The sequence below is a fragment of the Elusimicrobiota bacterium genome (assembly GCA_016706425.1).
In the GTDB taxonomy this organism is placed as follows: Bacteria; Elusimicrobiota; Elusimicrobia; order FEN-1173; family FEN-1173; genus JADJJR01.
Window position 1 is genome coordinate 2212380 of the sequence record JADJJR010000001.1, and the last position, 18756, is coordinate 2231135.

At 64.4% G+C, this 18756-nt stretch carries 20 protein-coding genes and 1 other RNA gene; 15 read left to right on the forward strand and 6 right to left on the reverse strand.

Annotated features, from left to right (window positions below; translation table 11 throughout):
* Positions 1-65: 65 nt before the first annotated feature.
* From IPI56_09055 to IPI56_09085, 7 genes are all read left to right on the forward strand, one after another.
* The gene (locus IPI56_09055) at positions 66-353 is read left to right on the forward strand and encodes a DUF1805 domain-containing protein (protein MBK7545873.1); all 288 of its coding nucleotides are present in this window, start codon (positions 66-68) and stop codon (positions 351-353) included.
* Between the two features lie 7 nt (positions 354-360).
* Complete coding sequence (gene rlmD / locus IPI56_09060; protein ID MBK7545874.1) at positions 361-1749, forward strand: 23S rRNA (uracil(1939)-C(5))-methyltransferase RlmD; 1389 nt, start codon at positions 361-363, stop codon at positions 1747-1749.
* A 79-nt stretch (positions 1750-1828) separates the two neighbouring features.
* Complete coding sequence (mfd, locus tag IPI56_09065) at positions 1829-4951, forward strand: transcription-repair coupling factor (protein ID MBK7545875.1); 3123 nt, start codon at positions 1829-1831, stop codon at positions 4949-4951.
* 9 nt (positions 4952-4960) lie between these two features.
* The gene (locus tag IPI56_09070; GenBank protein MBK7545876.1) at positions 4961-5845 is read left to right on the forward strand and encodes a peptidylprolyl isomerase; all 885 of its coding nucleotides are present in this window, start codon (positions 4961-4963) and stop codon (positions 5843-5845) included.
* A 90-nt stretch (positions 5846-5935) separates the two neighbouring features.
* Positions 5936-7168: a peptidylprolyl isomerase gene (locus IPI56_09075; protein MBK7545877.1), complete on the forward strand. Its 1233-nt coding sequence runs from the start codon at positions 5936-5938 to the stop codon at positions 7166-7168.
* Between the two features lie 7 nt (positions 7169-7175).
* On the forward strand, positions 7176-8192 hold the full coding sequence (locus IPI56_09080; GenBank protein ID MBK7545878.1) for a 4-hydroxythreonine-4-phosphate dehydrogenase PdxA: 1017 nt from the start codon (positions 7176-7178) through the stop codon (positions 8190-8192).
* A gap of 1 nt (position 8193) precedes the next feature.
* Positions 8194-9228: an OmpA family protein gene (locus IPI56_09085; protein ID MBK7545879.1), complete on the forward strand. Its 1035-nt coding sequence runs from the start codon at positions 8194-8196 to the stop codon at positions 9226-9228.
* 88 nt (positions 9229-9316) lie between these two features.
* Here the strand turns inward: IPI56_09085 and IPI56_09090 are convergent, their stop codons facing one another.
* From IPI56_09090 to IPI56_09115, 6 genes are all read right to left on the reverse strand, one after another.
* Positions 9317-10528: a hypothetical protein gene (locus IPI56_09090; protein ID MBK7545880.1), complete on the reverse strand. Its 1212-nt coding sequence runs from the start codon at positions 10526-10528 to the stop codon at positions 9317-9319.
* Positions 10529-10676: 148 nt separating this feature from the next.
* Positions 10677-11024, reverse strand: a transfer-messenger RNA (tmRNA) gene (gene ssrA, locus IPI56_09095).
* A gap of 389 nt (positions 11025-11413) precedes the next feature.
* Entirely contained in the window at positions 11414-11749 is a 336-nt protein-coding gene (locus IPI56_09100; protein ID MBK7545881.1) for a PilZ domain-containing protein, read from the reverse strand.
* Entirely contained in the window at positions 11746-12216 is a 471-nt protein-coding gene (gene tadA / locus IPI56_09105; protein ID MBK7545882.1) for a tRNA adenosine(34) deaminase TadA, read from the reverse strand. Before tadA ends, IPI56_09100 begins: the two co-directional genes overlap by 4 nt.
* Complete coding sequence (locus IPI56_09110) at positions 12210-12482, reverse strand: hypothetical protein (protein MBK7545883.1); 273 nt, start codon at positions 12480-12482, stop codon at positions 12210-12212. The genes tadA and IPI56_09110 overlap by 7 nt, the downstream gene beginning before the upstream one ends.
* A 12-nt stretch (positions 12483-12494) precedes the next feature.
* Entirely contained in the window at positions 12495-13436 is a 942-nt protein-coding gene (locus IPI56_09115; protein MBK7545884.1) for an integron integrase, read from the reverse strand.
* A gap of 637 nt (positions 13437-14073) precedes the next feature.
* On the opposite strand from IPI56_09115, the gene IPI56_09120 reads away from it, so the two are divergent.
* The 8 genes from IPI56_09120 (at position 14074) to IPI56_09155 (ending at position 18724) form a co-directional block, all read left to right on the forward strand.
* Entirely contained in the window at positions 14074-14850 is a 777-nt protein-coding gene (locus IPI56_09120; protein ID MBK7545885.1) for a hypothetical protein, read from the forward strand.
* Complete coding sequence (locus tag IPI56_09125; protein MBK7545886.1) at positions 14847-15164, forward strand: hypothetical protein; 318 nt, start codon at positions 14847-14849, stop codon at positions 15162-15164. Before IPI56_09120 ends, IPI56_09125 begins: the two co-directional genes overlap by 4 nt.
* A gap of 8 nt (positions 15165-15172) precedes the next feature.
* A complete protein-coding gene (locus tag IPI56_09130; GenBank protein MBK7545887.1) occupies positions 15173-15727 on the forward strand; it encodes a hypothetical protein in 555 nt (184 codons plus the stop codon).
* Positions 15728-15738: 11 nt separating this feature from the next.
* A complete protein-coding gene (locus IPI56_09135) occupies positions 15739-16716 on the forward strand; it encodes an N-acetyltransferase (GenBank protein ID MBK7545888.1) in 978 nt (325 codons plus the stop codon).
* A gap of 75 nt (positions 16717-16791) precedes the next feature.
* Positions 16792-17109, forward strand: coding sequence for a hypothetical protein (locus tag IPI56_09140; GenBank protein ID MBK7545889.1), 318 nt, complete (start codon positions 16792-16794; stop codon positions 17107-17109).
* A gap of 9 nt (positions 17110-17118) precedes the next feature.
* Positions 17119-17682: a hypothetical protein gene (locus IPI56_09145; protein MBK7545890.1), complete on the forward strand. Its 564-nt coding sequence runs from the start codon at positions 17119-17121 to the stop codon at positions 17680-17682.
* A complete protein-coding gene (locus IPI56_09150; protein ID MBK7545891.1) occupies positions 17679-18170 on the forward strand; it encodes a tryptophan-rich sensory protein in 492 nt (163 codons plus the stop codon). The genes IPI56_09145 and IPI56_09150 overlap by 4 nt, the downstream gene beginning before the upstream one ends.
* An 8-nt stretch (positions 18171-18178) precedes the next feature.
* Positions 18179-18724: a glutaredoxin family protein gene (locus IPI56_09155; protein ID MBK7545892.1), complete on the forward strand. Its 546-nt coding sequence runs from the start codon at positions 18179-18181 to the stop codon at positions 18722-18724.
* Positions 18725-18756: the final 32 nt, after the last annotated feature.

Here is an 18756-nt window from a genome sequence, read left to right on the forward strand (position 1 = left end):
CAGGAATTAGTATAATCCCCGTTCCAGAATGTGCTCTTAAGACTCTGTAACAAAGTTGTAACAATATGAACCATACCGAATCCTCCCTTTTCGAAGGCCGCGCCAGCGCGCACCACATCGCCTTGCCCGGCGCCCCTCTGCTCGTGGCCCGGGCCGCGAACGGGTTCGTCATGTGCGGGTTCCTCGACATCCGGTCGGCCGACAAATTTCAATGCGCGGCGGCCGTCGTCCGGGGCGTCAAAGACGTCGACGAGTTGCTCGTGAAAACCGTCACGGACGTGAGCGCCTCGGCCGCCGCCCTGGGCGTGACCGTCGGCATGACGGGCCGACAGGCCCTCGAAAAATTCCTCTGATTTTTTTGTGACCCTTCCCGACATCGCTTTGGAGCGACTGTCCCTGGGCGGCGAGGCCGTGGGCCGCCTGCCGCCCGAAGGCGAGGGCCGCCCCGGGCGGGTGGTGTTCGTGGCCCACGGGGCGCCCGGGGACCGGGCCGTCCTGGACCGAATCAAAAATGAAAAGAGTTTCGCCCGCGCGGGGATCGCCTCCCTCGTCGCCCCCGGCCCCGACCGCGTGGAACCGCGTTGCCCCCATTTTTTCCGTCCCGGGCGGGCCCCCGCCGACGTCTGCGGCGGTTGCGATTGGCAGCACCTGGCCTACCCGGCCCAAATCGACGCCAAACGGAATCTCCTGTCGGAAACCTTTCAACGGATCGCCAAAATCCCCCGGCCGAACGTGCTCCCCACCGTGGGGGCCGACAGTCCCGAGGCCGCTTGGCGATACCGCAACAAAGTGCAGGTCCCTCTCGCGCGGTCCGGCCACAGGGTGGTCGCGGGGTTTTACGCCCCGGGGTCCCACACCGTGGTGCCCTTTGACGACTGCCCGGTGCAGGACGAACGTTCCGTGGCGGTGGTGCGGGCCGTCCGCGGCTGGGCGGAGCGGACGCACCTCCCTCTTTACGACGCGCGGACGGGCCGGGGCGGGGCGCGCCACCTGCTCGTCCGGACCGCGGCCCGGGACGTCTTGGTCGCCCTGGTCACCACCTCGGAACGGGCCCCGGCGCTGTCGACCTTCGCCCGGGATTTGAAGAAGGCCCTCCCCTTCGTGACGGCGGTCTTCCACAACGTGAACGACCGGGAGGGCAACGTGGTCCTGGGACCGCGGTGGGTCCATTTGGGCGGCAAAGACCATCTCGAGGAATCGCTTCTGGGTTTGCGTTTCCGCCTTTCGCCGGGAGCGTTTTTCCAGGTGAACCACGCCATGGCGGAAAAACTCTACGGGCTCGCCGTCGACATGGCCGCCGCCGGGCCCGCGGATGTGGTTTGGGAACTTTACGCCGGGGTGGGGGCCATGGGCCAACTCATCGCGCGCCGCGCGAAAACGGTCTGGGCCGTTGAGGAAAACCACCGCGCCGTCCGCGACGGCATCGGGAGCCTCGCCCTGAACGGCATCGACAACCTGCGATTTCGCCAAGGCCGCTGCGAGCTGGTGTTGGCCCGGCGTCTTTTGCCGGACGCGCCAACGGTGGTGGTGCTCGACCCGCCCCGGGCGGGGTGCGAGCGCACCGTGCTCAAAGCCGTGATGAAGGCCGCCCCCCGCCGGGTGGTCTACGTGTCCTGCGACCCGGGCACCCTCGCCCGCGACGCCGCTTACTTGTCGACCGGCGGCTATCTCCTCCAGAAAAGCGTCCCGGTCGACCTCTTCCCCCAAACCGCGCACATCGAAAGCGTCTCCCTCTTCGAACGGAAATGACCAAGCCGTGGGAGGCGCGGAAAGGGTTGGAGGGCGCTCGCCCGGAAACCAGGACCGGAGCGAGGGGATCACGGAACCCATGACCCAAACCAAGGCGCCAACCCTTGAACTCGCCCCGGGCCCTCTGCCCGGCGGGGCGGAGGCCGCCTGGGCGTTGGAACACCTGTTGTCCGCCCCCGGCGGCCCGGTGCTGTTCGTGACGCCCACCGAAGAGTCCGCGGGGCTTCTGGCCGACGATCTCGCGGCGTTGGGCCGCGAGCGGACCCCCGACGCCCCGACGGCCGTTCTTTTTTCGGAAGACGATGAGGAACGGCTGGCCGCCCTCTCCGACTGGACCGCGGGGCGGTCGCGGGCGCTGGTGGCCCCGCGCGACGCGTTGGACGGGCGCTGTCCCCCGCCGGCGGCTTTCGCGGCCGCCCACCGCGTCCTGCGGCGCGGCGACCGCCTGGATCGCGACGCTTTTTTTGCCCACGCCCTCACGCACGGTTACGAACGGGTGGACACGGTGGAACGCCCGGGGGAAGTGGCCGTCCGGGGCGAAGTGCTGGACCTCTGGGCCCCGGGGGCCGAGGGCCCCGTTCGGGCCCTGTGGCCCTTCGACCAAATCGAATCCCTGCGAAAAATCGACCTGACGACCCAACGTTCCACCGACCTGTTGGACGAAGTCCGCGTCGGGCCCGCGCGGCTGGCCGACGGCGACGCCGGGCTCCTCGATTACTTGGGACCCGCGGGCCTGCTCTTCGAGTCTCGCCCCGCGGCCGACCGGCCCCTCGCCTGGGCGGGCCGGCGCGTGGTCCACGACCCGCTGGCCCCCTCCGGGGCGGACCGCTTCGCGCCCGCCCCGCCGGTCGCGGGGCGAATGGACTTCTTGGCCAAAGAAATCCGCGGCTGGCTGAACGACGGCTGGACCGTCCGGGTGTTCTGCCACAACGCGGGCGAACAAGAGCGGCTTGAAGAGCTCCTTCTCCTGGAAAACCGCGGCCTCGCCGCCGATTTCGAAAGCCGCCGCATCGATCTGCCGCTGGGCCCTTTGACGCGGGGGTTCCTCGACCAAAGGGAAAAAAGGGCGGTTCTGGCCCACGGGGAAATCTTCGGCCGGGCCCGGCGACGCCTGCGCCTGCCCAAATTTGTGGGGGGCGCGGCCCTCCAGGGCGTGGCCGAACTGCGGAAGGGCGACTACGTCGTGCACGAGCGCTTCGGCATCGGCCGCTACGTGACCCTCGAACACAAAAACGCCGGCGGCACCGAAAGCGATTACCTCCGGCTCGAATACAAAGGCGGCGACCGGGTGTTCGTCCCTCTGTTCGAATTCCGCCAGGTGCGCAAGTTCATCGGCACCGAGGGCAAGCGGCCGGTGTTGTCCTCCCTCGACACCTCCGCCTGGGACCGTTCCAAAGCCCAGGTCGAGGCCGCCGTCGCCGAGATGGCTCGGGAGCTCCTGGCCCGCGCCGCCGCGCGGCAACGGGCCCCCGGTTTCGCCTTCCCCCCCGACACCCATTTGGAGCAGGAGTTCGGGGCGTCGTTCCTGTACGACCTCACCCCCGACCAGGCCCGCGCCATCGAGGAAACCAAGCGCGACATGATGCGCCCCTTGCCCATGGACCGGCTCGTCTGCGGCGACGTCGGCTACGGGAAAACCGAAGTGGCCCTGCGCGCGGCGTTCAAGGCCGTCTGCGCGGGCAAGCAGGTGGCCGTCCTGGTGCCGACCACGATTTTGGCCGAACAACACGGGCGCAACTTCCGCGACCGGTTCGCCGACTACCCGGTGAGCGTGGCCGTGCTGTCGCGCTTTTCCAAGCCGGCGGAACAAAAGCGGATCGCCCTCGACATCCGCCGCGGGGTCGTGGACGTGGCCGTGGGCACGCACCGCCTGCTGTCGCCCGACGTCGCGTTCAAGGACCTCGGCCTCATCATCATCGACGAGGAACACCGCTTCGGGGTCAAACAAAAAGAGCGCATCAAAGCTTTTCGCGACACTGTTGACGTCCTGGCCCTGTCGGCCACGCCCATCCCCCGGACCCTGGGATCGGCCCTGGGCGGCCTCAAGGGCCTGTCGGTGATCGAATCGCCGCCGGAGGGACGCCTGCCCATCGCCACGCACGTCGGGCCCTTCGACCCCAAAATCGTGGCGGCCGCCGTGGAACAGGAGTTGCGCCGGGGCGGGCAGGTGTTTTATGTGCACAACCGCGTGGGGTCCATCGAAAAACGGCGTCAATGGCTGACGGACGCCCTGCGGGATCACGGCCTCACGGCCCGAATCGCCCTGGCCCACGGGCAAATGAGCGGCCCGGCCATGGAGAAGGTGATGTGGGACTTCCTGCACCGCCAATTCGACATTTTGATCGCGACCAGCATCATCGAATCGGGCCTCGACATCCCGACGGTGAACACCCTGATCGTGGAGGAGGCGGAGGATTTCGGCCTCGCCCAGCTGTACCAATTGCGGGGCCGCGTGGGGCGGGAACGGCAAAAGGCCTACTGCTTCCTGTTCCATTCCCCCGACGCGGCGTTGAGCGAGGAGGCCCAAAAACGCCTCGCCGCTTTGAAGGAATTCGCCGCGCTCGGTGCGGGGTTTAAATTGGCCATGCGTGATTTGGAAATCCGCGGGGCGGGCAACCTGCTCGGCCCCCAACAGCACGGATTCGTCAACGCCGTGGGGTTGGACCTTTACGGCCAGTTGCTGTCCGAGGAAATCGAAAAACAAAAATCCGGCGGGGCCGCGGCCCCGCCGCCGGTCAACGACCCCGCCCTGGACCTCCCGATCTCGGCTTATCTGCCGCCGGGGTTCATGCCCTCCGAGGCGGACCGGGTGCTTTTCTACAAGCGTTTATTGGACGCCGCCCCCGGGGACATCGACGCCCTGGCCGCCGAACTGGAGGACCGTTGCGGCCGACCGCCGGAACCGGCGCGGCGGCTCTTCGACGTGGCGCGCCTGCGCCACGCGGCGCGCGCCAAAAACGTGACCCACATTCTTTTGGAAAGCGGGGCCTTGGAATTCCGTTTCGCGCCCGGGGCGCGGCTGCCCCCGGAATGGATCCCGCGGCTCATCGAGGCCCACGGCGAACGGTTTCGGTTTCTTCCGCCCGCGGACGGCCTCGGCGCGGGACTGCGATTCGAGGAACCGTTGCCGGCGGACTTGCCGGTCTGGTCCCGGGAATTCCTCGACGCGCTCCCCCTGGACACACCGCCGCAAAAAGGATAACGTCCGCCCATGTTAAAATTTCCCCTTTTCCTCGCGGCCCTGGCCGGAACGCTCTTGGCCGCCTGCGGGCGCTCCGACCCCGCCCTGGCCCGGGTCGGGCCCGACGCCATCCGCTCTTCGGCTTTCATCAAGGAAGTGCAAGGGGTCCCTTTCACCAGCCAAAAATACCTGACCTCGGCGGCCGGCCGGAAGGAATTGCTGGAACTTCTCGTCCGCCGCAAACTCATGTTGGTGGAAGCGGCCAAAGCCCCCATCGACGGCGGCCTGGCGCAACGCCTCAAAGAACTCAAAGCGCTTCGGGCGGAGGGCCAACGGGCCCTCGACAAAAAATATTTTGAGAACCGCGAACGCCTCATCACGGCGGATTTTATGGAAAAGCTCAGCCGCCCCGGGGGGCCGTTGCACGTGACGGACGAGGGGATCCTCGCGTTCTGGAAAACCGAGAGCGAAGTCCGGGCGAGCCACATTCTGCTGGCGGACCGAGCGAAGGCCGACGACATCCACGCGCGGCTGTTAAACAAAAAAGAGGATTTCACGGCCCTCGCCAAGGCCCATTCGGAAGACCCCGGCACCGCGGTCCGGGGGGGCGACACCGGCTATTTGTTGCGCGGCTCCCTTGTGGGGGAATTCGAGGACGCCTTGTCCGGGTTGAAAACAGGGGCGGTGTCCGACGTGGTCACGTCCCCCTACGGGTTTCACATCATCCGCCGGACCGGCGAACGGCGCCTGTCCGAGCAACCCCTGGACGACGCGCTCAAGACGCGGATCCGTCAGGCCCTTCAAAGCCAGCGCCTCTCGGCCTGGTTTGCCGACGCCCGCCGACGCGTTCCCGTCCGGACCAACGACGCCGCGTTGGCCGATCTTTCGATCCCGACCAAAACCCCCGAACAATAGGGTCCTTTTCGGCTTCGGCGGCCGTCCGGGGAAAGAGGGACCCAACCAATTTGGTATAGTTTTCTGGCCATTTCACGAGGAGGATTCGCCTTGAAACGAAACGCCTTGTCTCTCATTCTCTTGTCCGCCGCCGCGACCGGGGTTGTCGCCGCGACCCTCACCAACCGCCCCATCGCCATCATCAACGGAGAAACCATCCTCCTGTCCGATTTCCAGAAAAACTGGACCGCCTTCCAGGAACAACAAAAAGAACGGCAACCCGAGGAAAAAATGGACGCGGCCGGCAAAGCCAAAATCCAACGGGAACTTTTCGAACAAATGATCGACGACAAGGTTCTCCTGTCCGAGGCCAAGAAACGGAAGGTCAAAGTGCCCCAGCGCGAATTCGAAACGGGGCTTCTCCAGTTCAAAGCCCAGTTTTTGTCTCCGGCGGCCCAGAAAGAACTTCAGGCGATCCTCCGCCGCCAGGCCGGAGCGCAGGACCCGGAACACGCCACCCCCCCGGATCTGACCTTGGCGTGGAAAGAGCTGGAAAAAGCCAACCCGTCGGCCGTGAAAGAGGCGCTCGCCCTTTTCAAAAAGGAGTTGGTTAAAGAGGGCCTGGACGAGAAAAAATTTCAGGACAAAATCCGGGACCGCCTGAGCGTGATCCAGTTGTCCCGGGAAGAGGTCCAACGCCGGACCGAACCACCGACGGAAACCGATGTGAAGTCCCTTTTCGAGCGTCTGACCAACAAAATGAAAGGCAAGACCTTGGCCGGCCTGGCCGAGGAAGACGCCAAGGACTTGGACGCCATGGCCAAGTTCTTCAACATGCGCAACGCCGAGCGGGTCCGCGCGCGGCACATTTTGGTCGGCCCTCTGGACGTCGCCGGCCGCCCGGATGGCTGGGAAGCGTTGCCCGCCGATAAAAAAGCCGCCTTCCGCAAGACATTGAGCGATCTGCGCAAGAAAATTCAAGCCGGCGCGGAGTTCGGGGATTTGGCCAAAGAGCATTCCATCGACAAGGCCACCGGCGCCCGGGGCGGCGATTTGGGCTTTTTCGCCCGCGGCCAAATGGTTCCCCCCTTCGAAAAGGCGGCCTTCGCCCTGCCGGTGGGCGGGCTCTCCGACCTCGTGGAAACCCGTTTCGGCCTGCACCTGATCCAGGTGGTGGAAAAGAAAGCCGCCACAAAGCTCGCCTTCGAGGACGCCGAGGACGACCTGCGGGACTACCTGTTTCAGGCGGCCCAGCAAAAATCCTTCGAGGCGTTGACCGACGAGCTGCGCAAAACCGCCGACGTCAAAGTTTTGGTCAAACCCGAGGAATTGTCCGACCTCTGACCGATTGATGAACCGTCCGCTCCTCGCCTTCACGCTCGGGGACCCCGCGGGTTGCGGGCCGTGGGTGTCGGTGCGGGCGGCTCTCGACCCCGACGTTCGGCGGGCGGCGCGGCCTCTTTTGATCGGAGACGCCTGGGTGGTCCACCGCCACGTGCGGTTCCCCCGCGTGAGCGTCAAACCCCTGATGGAACTGTCCGATTACGTGGACCGTCCCGGCGTGGTCAATGTGCTGCATGTTCCCCATCCGGAGATCACCGCTCTGGTCCTGGGCGCGCCCCAGCGCATCGGGGGCGAATCCGCCGCCTTGTCGATCCGCACGGCCGTCGGGTTGGCCTTGAGCGGACGGGTGGCCGGGGTCGTGACCGGGCCGGTGTCGAAGGAATCTTTGAACGCCGCCGGGCTCCCTTTCCCGGGACACACCGAAATGTTGCGCGCCCTGGCGGGTTCGGGCCCGGTGGAGATGGTGATGGGCGCCCCCGGCCCGCGCGGCCGGCGCCTTTTGACGGTTTTGATCACGCGGCACCTCCCCTTGGCGCGGGTGCCCGGGGCCTTGACGGAAAAAGTCATCGTGGATTCGGTGCGGCGCGTCGACGGGTGGGCGCGGCGCGAAGCGGGGATCCGCGCGCCGCGCTGGGTCCTCGCGGGGCTCAACCCCCACGCGGGCGACAACGGCCTTATCGGCCGGGAGGAAATCCGCGTGATCCGGCCCGCCGCGGCGGCCTTGCGCCGGGCGGGGATTCGGGTGGAAGGTCCCTTGCCGGCGGACACGGCCTGGGCCCGCCACGCCGCCGGGGAATTCGATTTGGTGGGCAGCCTCTACCACGACCAGGGCATGATTCCGCTAAAAATGGCGGCCCCCCGGGCGGTGGTGAACATCACGGCCGGGCTGCCCTTTGTTCGCACCTCCCCGGGCCACGGCACCGCGTTTGATTTGTCAAAGGGCGCGCGGCCCTACGCCGGGGCGGATCCCAGCGCCACAATTCAGGCCGCCCGCTGGGCCCTGGCCCTGAAAGGAATGAACTGACATGAAACGGCTCGCGTTGCTTTGGGGGGTCACCCTTCTGGGCGTCTTCGCCGCCCGCGCGGAAGACCGCTCCCCGGTTTTTGTAACCATCCAAGCGGGCGCGGGAATGCCCCTCGGCTCCAAGGATTTCACCGACCTCCACAAACAGGCCGTGGCCGCCGGAGCGCGGGTGGGTTACCAAACCTCCTACCGATCGGCGATCGGCGGGCAGTTCTCCAATTACACCATCGCCTCCGACACCGAGCCCGCTCAGGGCGTCCGCCTGCAACCCATCACCGCATTTTTCGAGTGGGATTGGCCCTGGACGTGGTACTTCACCCCTTACGTGGTGGCCAACGTGGGCGTCAGCCGCAACCATTTGGATTACTTTGGACGACGCATCATTCAAACCGGGTGGACGGCGGGGGCCGGCGCGGGACTGCGCCTGCGGTTTTCGGAATTCGGCGATTTGGCGATTGAGGTGGGCGCCCGCCAATTCGCCAAAGCCACCCTCGACAATAAAAACCTGATGGTGGCGGACGCGGCCCTGCTCTTCCAGTTTTACCTCCCCGAAAGCTGGGTTCCCCGCAAAGCCCCCGAGGATTTGGGCCTGGAGGACCTTGAAATCCCCATCGTCCGGCAGGACGACCTCCCCGAATTGGACGAGTCCCTGGTGCTCCAAGGAAAAATCCACCGCCTGCAGCAGCAAATCAAGGACGGGGAGTTCGCCCCCATGTCCTTCGAAACGGGCGGCGTGATTTTCCTGACAACGGCTTTCAACGCCCTGGACCAACTCGGGGCCATCCTTCGGCTTCACCCCGACGTGCGGGTCAAGATTTTCGGCTACGCGGAAAAGAATTACAGCGGCGACGCGCGTCAGTCCCTGGCCTTCGCGCGGGCCGAGGTAGTGAAAACCTATTTATCCCAGAACTTCCGCTTGCTCGATTCGCGCCTCTTCACCGAGGGCGAGAAACCCCTGCCGCCCGCCGAACAGGGGGCCCCGGAGCCGGAACCCTCCTACCAACTCGAATTCGAGTGTCTTCCCGTTAACGAATAAAAAACCCGGGCGGGGAATTTCCCGCCCGGGCCGATGCGAATCGTTGGCCCGAAATCCTCAGGGGATTTCGGGTGAGGTCTTCGCCCCGCTATCCCCGCGGAACGAAAAACGCCGGTTGTTGGGGGCCCAAATACACGTGAATGCCGTGCCGCGCCAGGACGAGCTCCCGTCCCGTGGTCGGGTCCGTTTGGGTGACGCTCGCGAAGGCGTTGTTCTCCACCCGCGTGAGCGACCGGGTGATTCCCCCCGCGGTGTTCTTGACCTCGCCGCGGGTCTCGTTCCCGAGCGTTTCCGTCGTGACGGTGGCGATGACCAAACCGGTCAAGCTGTAGCGCGTTGTTTTCGTTGTGGTGACAAACTCCGATTTGCCGTTCGGGCCGGTCCGCCGCGCGGTGGTGGCCACGCTTTTTTCGAGCAATTTGCCCGTGTCGGTGCGGACTTCCGTTGACGTTTCCATCCCCTTCGTGACCGACCGCGTCGTTTTCCCGTCAAAGCGGGTCACGGTTTCCACCGGGCCCAAAACACCCTGTTCGGTTCGCTGGCTCGTGAGCACCACCTTGCCGTCCTTGGTCAAGAGCGATGAACGCATGGTCACGCCCGTGGCCGCTTCGGTCCCGCCGGGGTGGTGGACCGTCTGCGACAGGTGCATGCCGTTCGGGTAGGTGACGGTGATGGACACGTCCCGGGAGGCGAAGGGGTCGAGGAGCGCCTGGGCGGCGGGGCTCAAGGTTCGCCCGCCGGTGCCCGACAGGTCGGCCTCAACGCTGTTCCAGGTGATTTTCCGCCCGTCCGACAAAGTGAGTCGGGTGCTGTGGCGAAGCACGTCGGGGGCGTCCCCGGCCGATGAACGGCGTTCGGCGTTGAACGTCACGCTGTTCCCCTCGTGGGTGCGAACCGTTCCCACAATGGCGGGGCCCAGGGCACGAAAACTCACCAAAGTTCCAATCGCGCCGACGCCGTCTTCAATGGGGAAAGACGGGCGGGCATCAAGGTCTTTTTCAGGGGCGGTCAAGCGGGCGGTTTTGATGGTCTGTTGAAGTTCCGCCGCGGCCCGCGCTCCGGCAAAGGGAGGGAGCGCGTGCCCTTCCCCACCCCGGGATTGGTTCAATCGCCGGACGGCTGTTTGGGCCGTGGCCGCGTCCTGATGGGCGCGCTCGGAGGAAGTCCAGGATTGGGAGGCGGTTTCGGAAAAATCAATTTCGGCCGCAATGAAGTGCGCGGGGCCGACCAGAAGAGCGCCCAAAAGCCCCCCCAGAATCCCCATTCGCATCTGTCCCTTGTGGCTCAATCCCGTTTTCATTGGATTCTACTCCCTATTTATTAAAGCTTCTCAATCGTAGTACATGCAACACATTGGCCCATCGATTTAAAAGTGTTCAAATACAAACAAATTGGGCTGAACGGTAGAAACCGTTCAGCCCAATTTCGCCCTTGAAAAGGGTCAAATCAAATGGAGGTGGGGGGAGTCGAACCCCCGTCCGGGCGTGTGTCGGCCCAGTGTCTACAGGCTTAGCCTAGGTTTGGTCTCGCGAGTGGGTTGTCCCTAGACAGAACCACCCTCCCGCCAGCTCCGTTATGGTCTCGCCGGTCCCGACGAAGCGCGCGGGAGACGGCCAGCCGGCTAATGACGTCCATTCCCTCCAGCCGGCGTCAAGGGATGAACGTCACGGCTGTTTAGGCCGCGAGGGCCAACTCAGTGTTGGCTTGTGTGTGTTTGCCCGTTTTTTAGCGAAGCGCGGACGACTTCGACCTGCCACCGAGGCCTCGAGCGCGCTCGTCGAGCCCAGTTCACCCCCAACTGTCGTGCCCCGGCTACAACCGCCGGGGCCTGAAGGCCGGGCCTCCGATGGTCTTGCTTCGGCCCGGCACTCCTGAAGAGGGGGCTCCGCCCCCTCATTCGTCCACGCTCGCCTTCCCCGCTTCGCGGGGCGGCTCGCTGAACTCCCCCGAAGGGGAACCCAACCCGTGGTCGTGCCCCGGCTACAACCGCCGGGGCCTGAAGGCCGGGCCTCCGATGGTCTTGCTTCGGCCCGGCACTCCTGAAGAGGGGGCTCCGCCCCCTCATTCGTCCACGCTCGCCTTCCCCGCTTCGCGGGGCGGCTCGCTGAACTCCCCCGAAGGGGAACCCAACCCGTGGTCGTGCCCCGGCTACAACCGCCGGAGAACGCCTCTCATTCTAGCATTTTTACGACGAGCTTTCGATGGTGAAGGCCAGCGCGTGGCGGATTTTCCGACGGTCCTCGCCATGGTGGAAGTTGAGCCCGGTCACGTAGGAACCCGCCCCCGGCGTCGTGCGCGCCACCATCACCGGCACGCGGCGGAACGAAAACCGCCCCGCGATTTCGAAGTCCAAGTAGGCCGTCTGTCCGGCTTCCAACGGTTCCAGGGTTTCGATGCACAACCCGGAGTAGCTGATGTCGCGGATGACGACCCGCCCGAGCTTTTCGCCCTGGGCGTCCCGGTACAGGTCCCCCCCCACGAAGAAACTGACGCGATTGTTGGTGCGTTGATCCAGGATCATGGTCCCCTCCGCGCTTTGAAAAATTGCCGCAACATTCGGCGGGACATCCCCGCCAAAACCCCACCCGTCACCTCCGCCCGGTGGTTGAGCGACCGGTGCCGCAACAGGTCCATCACCGATCCCCCGGCCCCGGCCTTGGGGTCCACGGCCCCATAAACCACCCGCGGCACCCGCCCCAGCACGATGGCCCCGGCGCACATGACGCAGGGTTCCAGGGAGGTGTAGAGCGTCGTGTCCAACAGCCGCTCGTGCCTGAGCGCCTTTCCCGCCGCCCGCAGGGCCAGCACCTCGGCGTGGGCGGAGGGGTCTTTTAATTCCCGAATGCGGTTTCGCCCGCGCGCGATGATTTGCCCCTCCCGGACCACCACCGCGCCCACCGGCACTTCCTCGGCCCGGGCGGCTTTTCGCGCCTCGGCCAGGGCCGCCCGCATGAACTTCCGGTCCGCAGCCCCCGTGCCCTTCACCATCGAACCGCGAACCGCAACACCACGAAAGACACCGCGAAGGGCAGCGGCAACAGCGCCCAGGTGTACACGTGCTCCCACCGATGGGCGTAGGCCCCCACCATCACCGCCGCGCCGACGAAACAAACGCCCAGCAGGACGTAGATCGACGCCGTCAAAAACGTTTCCAACCGCCGTCCGGCCTCCGCCCCCGGAGCGGAGAAGACGATCATCATGAAATACACCAGGGCCTGCGTCGACAGGGCCAAGAGCGCCAGCGCGAGCTTCACGGGGTCCCCACCTTAAAAATCGGCGGGGCTTCGAACCCCTTTGGCGCCGCTGTTCAAAACACGGGTGTAAACCATCGTCGTGCTCACGGCCTTGTGCCCCAACAATTCTTGAACCGTGCGGACGTCGTAACCGGCTTCCAACAAATGGGTGGCGAAACTGTGGCGGAAGGTGTGCACGGTGGCGGGCTTCTCGAGGCCCGCCCGGCGGACGGCTTTTTTGACCGCGGTTTGCAGGGTCGTCTCGTGGATGTGGTGCCGGCGGACCACGCCCGGGGCGTCTTCCGATAGGGATTTGGAGGGGAACACGTACTGCCATCCCCAATCCTTGAGCACGGTCGGGGGCTTTTGCTCCAACGCGAGGGGCAGCGCCACCGCACCGTTCCCTTCGGCCAGATCCATTTCGTGCAACCGCTTTACCTGGGCGAGGTGGGCCTCAAGTTCGGTGCGGGAGGTCCGCGGGAGCATCGTGAACCGGTCTTTTTCCCCTTTCCCGTCGCGGACGACGATTTGATTGAGCTGGAAATCCACGTCCCGCACCCGCAGGCGCACCAACTCCATGAGCCGAAGGCCTGTCCCGTAAAGCAACACCCCCATCAGGTGGAAACGCCCCTCCAGACAGTCGATGACTTTCCGCGCTTCCTCCGGGGACAACACCAAGGGCCGCCGGTCGGTCTTTGGGGCCCGATCGAATTCACCGATGTCACCGAGGTCTTTTTGCAAGACCCGCTTGTAGAGGAAAAGGAGCGCGTTCAAGGCCTGGTTCTGCGTCGCCGCCGACACTTTTTGGTCAACGGCCAAATGGGTTAAAAAGGCCCGCACCTCCACCGCCCCCATGTCCTTGGGAGAACGTTTCGCTTGGGTGAACAAAAGATACCGCTTCACCCAATCCAGATAGGTTTGTTCGGTTCGCAGGGAGTATTGAAGGGTTCGAATCTTTTCCCGCGCCTGGTCCAATAGCTGGGGCGCGCGGGCGGGCTCGGATTCCAGCCCCTGGATGGGCACCCGTTGATTGGGAAGAAAAGGAATAATCCGTGCTGAGGACAAAGGAACCTCCTGGGGATCTCCCTTGCATACTACTAAATATGCTGTATAATTTCACAGCATTAGAGTATATAAATCTGTTCGGATAGCGTTTATAAAAAAACAATGCGGCCCGCCGCTGAATTCTAACGTTAGGGGAAAAATTTGAAAAGGCTTTCGGACCTTGATCCCAATTTGGGAGCCGACTTGGTTCGGCGACTAAATGCGGTTGGCCACACAGCATTAGCAAACGACCTGGCGCAGGCCATCGTCACTCGCGTCACATACGATTCGTCGGTTGGCGCCGGATACATATGTCTTGAATCTTCGCGCCCACTTAACTCGGTTGAGGCTAGTGTAATTGGCCTAAAGCACGGCGAAACCATACTGCTTGACGATACTGCCTCATTGAATGTGGATGCGGATAATTTTGGCCGAATCCGAGGTGTCGAACTACTCGGATATGGAGACGTTCTGAAAAAATTGCAGATGCAACTTGTCCCCTAACCAGTCGTTTCAGCGGACGGATCACGCGGCGACCCGCCGCTGAAATTTGATGTTAGGAGATCCCATGAAGAAAGCCTTCGCCCTTGTTCTTGCCTTGATCGCCCTGGCGCCGCTGCACGCCGGGTGGAAAAAGACCGTGACGAAAGGCGGCAAGACCACCGTTACCGGCGACGCCGAAACCATGGCCCGCCATGAAAATCAAGAGCGGGCGCGCGCCGCCTACGAGAAGGACATCGCCTCGGCGCCGCGGCGCGGGCCCACCGACCCCATCGCCGTCACCCTGCTCACCCCCGTCTGGGACGGCGAGTACCGCAACGAAAACCACGAGCGGGCGAACCAAATGCTCTTGAACGAATTCAAAAACGACCCCGTCCTGCGGGTGACGCAGGTCACGATCCCCCGCGCCACGGGGCGCGATTCCGGCGCGGACACCGACTTGGCGGCCGAGGCCTCCCGCCGGGGCAAGGGCGGCGACGTTTTCGTGTCCACCTTCCTCGGCACCGAGGCCGCCCTGGGACGCAAAAAAGACGGCAAGCGGGCCGTGGGCCAGGCCATCGTCTACAAGGCCCGGGTGTTTTCCCCCTACGCGGCGGACGGCAAGGAAGCCAAGGAGCTCGGCAACCTTCTGCAGACCACACAAATGGTGAAAAAACTGGCGGTGGAGACCCGCGCGCTGATTGTGAACGACCTGGGCCCCCGGTTGCCCGCCCCCGCCGCCGTGGAGGAGATCAACAAGAAACACATGACCGGCGGCCTGGGCGAACAGGCGGGCATCGAGCCGGGGGACGACGCGAAAACCGTGCTCAAAAAACTTTTTAAACCCATGGCGAAACCCGAATGATCGATGGGACAACGCGCGTTTTCCCCGCGAACCCGTTCCGGCGGCGAATCTTGACCACGCTGTTGCCGATTTCCCTTTTGGGCGGTCTGGGCGCGACCCTGACCTTGATCGAGAAGAAGCTGTCCCCGACCGGGGTGGCCCTGGTCTTGGCGGCGGTGGGCGTTGTCGAAGTGTTCATCATTCGAAACATACTCCAGACCGCCCGTTGCCCGGGATGCGGGTTTGAAACCCGCCGCGCGGAAACCCCCTCGCTCCACTACCCCTGCCCGATTTGCCGCGTCCGTTGGACGAACCCCGCGCGATCCCAAGGTTGAGCGAATTTATGAATCAAATCGTTTTCGTTAAAACCCCCGAAGGCCCCGTCAAAGCCGACGACTTTATCGCCGCCCTGTCGCCCGCGCTTAAAAACGCTTTCGCCACGCTGGTCCAACAACTATCAACTCAACTCGCCATTGACGCCCCGCGTGCCTACCGCCACGAAAATGGCGATTGGTCCGTTTGGTTGGAAGACGAGAAAGGGGATCGGCACAACTTCGTGCTCTACATAAGCCCTCTCTCCTCAAAAAAGGAACCACCGGCGGCGCTCCGAGAACGCTTCGTGAAATTCGGCCTCGATGTGCCGTTGGCGAACGCCCGACCCGGGGAAACGGAATGGGTGGATGCGACGGAATACATTCGCGCACAATTCTCCGGCACGGTCCAGGCTCAGCTTTTAGCGGCCTTGCGGCGGGCGGAAAAGGGCCTGCCCGCCTTCGACGGGTCCATTGAAGAAACCAGTGACGGCGTGATCCTTCGGGCCCTGAAGGACGGGGCGGGCCGACAACAATTTCAGGCCGAGTTGCGGTTGAAGCGCGCGCCCTCTGGCCTGGATGCCTAGGGCATGAACCGATGATTCCCGGGGTTGTCATCAGGGCCGAGACTCCCAAAGATCACCGCGCCATCACCGAGGTGACGGTCGCGGCGTTCAAAACCCTGGAAGTCAGCCGTCACACGGAACAGTTCATCATCGACGCACTGCGCGCTGACAAGGCGCTCGCGCTGTCCCTGGTCGCGGAGACCGGGGGCCGGGTGATCGGGCACATCGCCTTTTCGCCCGTGACTCTTTCCGGCGGGACGCCGAGCTGGTATGGCCTGGGCCCTGTCTCTGTTCTGCCGGGGCATCAACGGCGGGGCATTGGCGCGGCGTTGATTCATGAGGGCCTGGCGCGTTTGAAGGCCATGAAAGCGCGAGGCTGCTGCCTTGTGGGCCATCCCGGATACTACGCCAAATTCGGCTTTAAAAACCCGACGGGGCTTTCCCTTCCGGGCGTACCGCCCGAGGTTTTTTTCGCCCTGTCTTTTGATGGACGCGTTCCACAGGGGACCGTGGCTTTCCACAAAGGGTTCACGGCGGAGGGCCCGCGGGAAAGCCCTTCCCCTGCGAAATCCGGTAATTCCTGGAGAAAGCCGGCCTTGTTCCTCGCGGCGGCCGCCTTGGCCCTGGCGATGGTCGCGCGCGGGTGGTTGGCGCTTCCCCACCGGCAAGGCCCCGCCCGCCGGGTTTCCGACGCGTTTGTCCAACTCTGCCAGGACCGGGATTACAAAAACGCCCATGCCTTAACGGTGAAAACCGGTTACGTGGGGGGCTCGCTAGAGGATTTCGTCCTCAAAGTTCAAAAAGAGAACTTTGATCCATCCCCGATTTTCCAATCCACCCACCCGCCGCAAACGAATGGGAACCGCCTCCGACGATGGCTTACGGGGCAGGACGTGAACATGGCGCGACTCACCATCGAATACACCGGCGGGTGCTTGCTGGGAATTCATTTGTTGCGCACGGAGGAAGATCGCTGGGCGGTGTACAAGTTTGGATGCCACGCCGGTTGAGCGGGGCTTGGCCCCCGACCCTTGCGCCCGCTGGGTCCGCCGGGTTGTGGTATGCTTACGGGCATGGACCCCGCGATGAAAAAATCCGTTGTTTGGGGATGGCTGTTGGTGCTTTCGCCCGTGCTCGCCTTCGGCGCGCTGGCCGTTTTGCATCCCCTCGGGGACCCGCAAGAGTCGGGAAACAACCTCGTCCGATTGTTGGATTTAATGGGGACCTATTGGATCCGCGAAGGCCTGCCCGTTCCCCCGCCGCTTCTGGCGGCGGGCGAGGCGCTCGCGCTCGGCATGTACCGGCGGACGCCTTCGGCTCGGCCGGTGGCGTGGACGGGCGGGGCGCTGTTGGCCCTCTGGCTCGTCCTGATGGGAATCCCGTTCCTCATTCACGTCAATTAGGAGATCGCCATGAACACCAACGACATCCCGTTTGATTTGATTCAACGCGTGCAGCCCCAACTCCAGGGCGGCGAGGGGATCCGCTGGATCGCCCCCGCCAACCCCCGCATGGCCTTGATGGGCGGGCTGGCCCTCTGGCTGTTCGCCATCCCCTGGACGGCCTTCGCGTTGTTTTGGATGGCCGGGGCGGCCGGGTTCAAGACGCCGAACTTCAAAAGCCCGGCGGCGCTGTTCCCTCTCTTTGGGCTGCCCTTCGTGCTCATCGGCCTGGCCATGCTGGCCTCGCCGATTTTCCTGTACCGCAAGGCGAAACGCACCTTCTACATCATCACCGACCGCCGGGCGGTGATTTTTGAGGACGGCCCCACCGTGAAAATACAATCCTTCGGGCCGCCACAACTTCAGAACATCGAGCGGATCCAATCCCCCGATGGATCGGGATCTCTGATTTTCACCGAGCGGCGCACCGGGCGAAACGGCCGCGGGCTCAAAATCGGTTTCCTGGGCATCAAGGACGTCCAGCACGCCGAGGCCCTGCTGATGGACCTGGTGACCAAGGCGGAGCGGTCGTGAAGCGGGCCGTCCTGGGTCTATTGGGCTGGGCCGCGGTGGTTTTCACGGCGGCGGGCGTCGGGGCCGTCGCCTCCGCCCGTGCCGCCGATTTTTACCACAGCCTCGTCCGCCCGGTGTGGGCGCCGCCGGCCGAATGGTTCGGCCCGGTGTGGACAACGCTGTTCGTCCTGATGGCCCTCGCGGCGTGGCTGGTCTGGCGCCCCAAGGGGTTCGGCGGGGCGCCGGTGGCGCTGGGCCTCTTCGTCCTTCAACTGGTTTTCAACGCGGCCTGGAGCTGGCTGTTTTTCGTTAAGAAATGGGGCGCCCTCGCGTTCCTGGATATCCTTGTGCTGTGGGTTTTGATCGCGGCGACGACGGCGCTCTTTTGGCGTCGCCGCCCGCTGGCCGGCGCCCTCCTGGTCCCTTACCTGGGGTGGGTCACCTTCGCTCTTTTCTTAAGCCGCGCGGTGTGGCGGTTAAACCCCGCGTTGCTGGGCGGCGGGGCCTGAGAACACGGGTGACTCCGCGCGGCGCGGTGTTCCTGGGGGTCTTGGCGTTGACGGCGCCGGCGCGGGCGGATTTTTATCGTTGGACGGACGCCGAGGGGAGCCAACACGTCACGACCGAACCGCCCCCGACGAACGCCGGGAAGATCAAAAAAACCGAAAGCCGCCACGCGTCGAAACAGGGGACGCCGACGAGAACGACCGGGAACGTTTTGAATGACGCGGGGGTGTTGACCGGGCCGGGGGCCATCAACACGTTTCCGGTCAGCCCCGACGGCTCCAAAACCGACCGCCCGCTGGACAACCTGCAACCCAAGGGCGGTCTCTCGGTGGAGATTTACAGCGCGGCCTGGTGCGGGTGGTGCACAAAAGCCAAAGCCTATTTCCAGTCCAAGGGGGTGTCCTACCGGGAGTACGACATCGACCGCGATGCGGCGGCCCACGCCCGTTTAAAATCCCTCAATCCCAGCGAGGGCATCCCCGTCACCGTGATCAACGGCCAAACCATCCGGGGTTACAACCCCTCCGCGTTCGACACCGCCCTCCGGAACAACTAACGCGCCAACTCAATCGATCGGCGGACAACCGT

Coding starts and splice junctions, on each gene's coding strand:
- IPI56_09055 (MBK7545873.1), top strand. CDS start 66: ATGAACCATACCGAATCCTCCCTTTTCGAAGGCCGCGCCAGCGCGCAC.
- mfd (MBK7545875.1), top strand. CDS start 1,829: ATGACCCAAACCAAGGCGCCAACCCTTGAACTCGCCCCGGGCCCTCTG.
- IPI56_09070 (MBK7545876.1), top strand. CDS start 4,961: ATGTTAAAATTTCCCCTTTTCCTCGCGGCCCTGGCCGGAACGCTCTTG.
- IPI56_09080 (MBK7545878.1), top strand. CDS start 7,176: ATGAACCGTCCGCTCCTCGCCTTCACGCTCGGGGACCCCGCGGGTTGC.
- IPI56_09085 (MBK7545879.1), top strand. CDS start 8,194: ATGAAACGGCTCGCGTTGCTTTGGGGGGTCACCCTTCTGGGCGTCTTC.
- IPI56_09090 (MBK7545880.1), bottom strand. CDS start 10,528: ATGAAAACGGGATTGAGCCACAAGGGACAGATGCGAATGGGGATTCTG.
- IPI56_09100 (MBK7545881.1), bottom strand. CDS start 11,749: ATGATCCTGGATCAACGCACCAACAATCGCGTCAGTTTCTTCGTGGGG.
- tadA (MBK7545882.1), bottom strand. CDS start 12,216: ATGGTGAAGGGCACGGGGGCTGCGGACCGGAAGTTCATGCGGGCGGCC.
- IPI56_09120 (MBK7545885.1), top strand. CDS start 14,074: ATGAAGAAAGCCTTCGCCCTTGTTCTTGCCTTGATCGCCCTGGCGCCG.
- IPI56_09125 (MBK7545886.1), top strand. CDS start 14,847: ATGATCGATGGGACAACGCGCGTTTTCCCCGCGAACCCGTTCCGGCGG.
- IPI56_09130 (MBK7545887.1), top strand. CDS start 15,173: ATGAATCAAATCGTTTTCGTTAAAACCCCCGAAGGCCCCGTCAAAGCC.
- IPI56_09135 (MBK7545888.1), top strand. CDS start 15,739: ATGATTCCCGGGGTTGTCATCAGGGCCGAGACTCCCAAAGATCACCGC.
- IPI56_09140 (MBK7545889.1), top strand. CDS start 16,792: ATGAAAAAATCCGTTGTTTGGGGATGGCTGTTGGTGCTTTCGCCCGTG.
- IPI56_09145 (MBK7545890.1), top strand. CDS start 17,119: ATGAACACCAACGACATCCCGTTTGATTTGATTCAACGCGTGCAGCCC.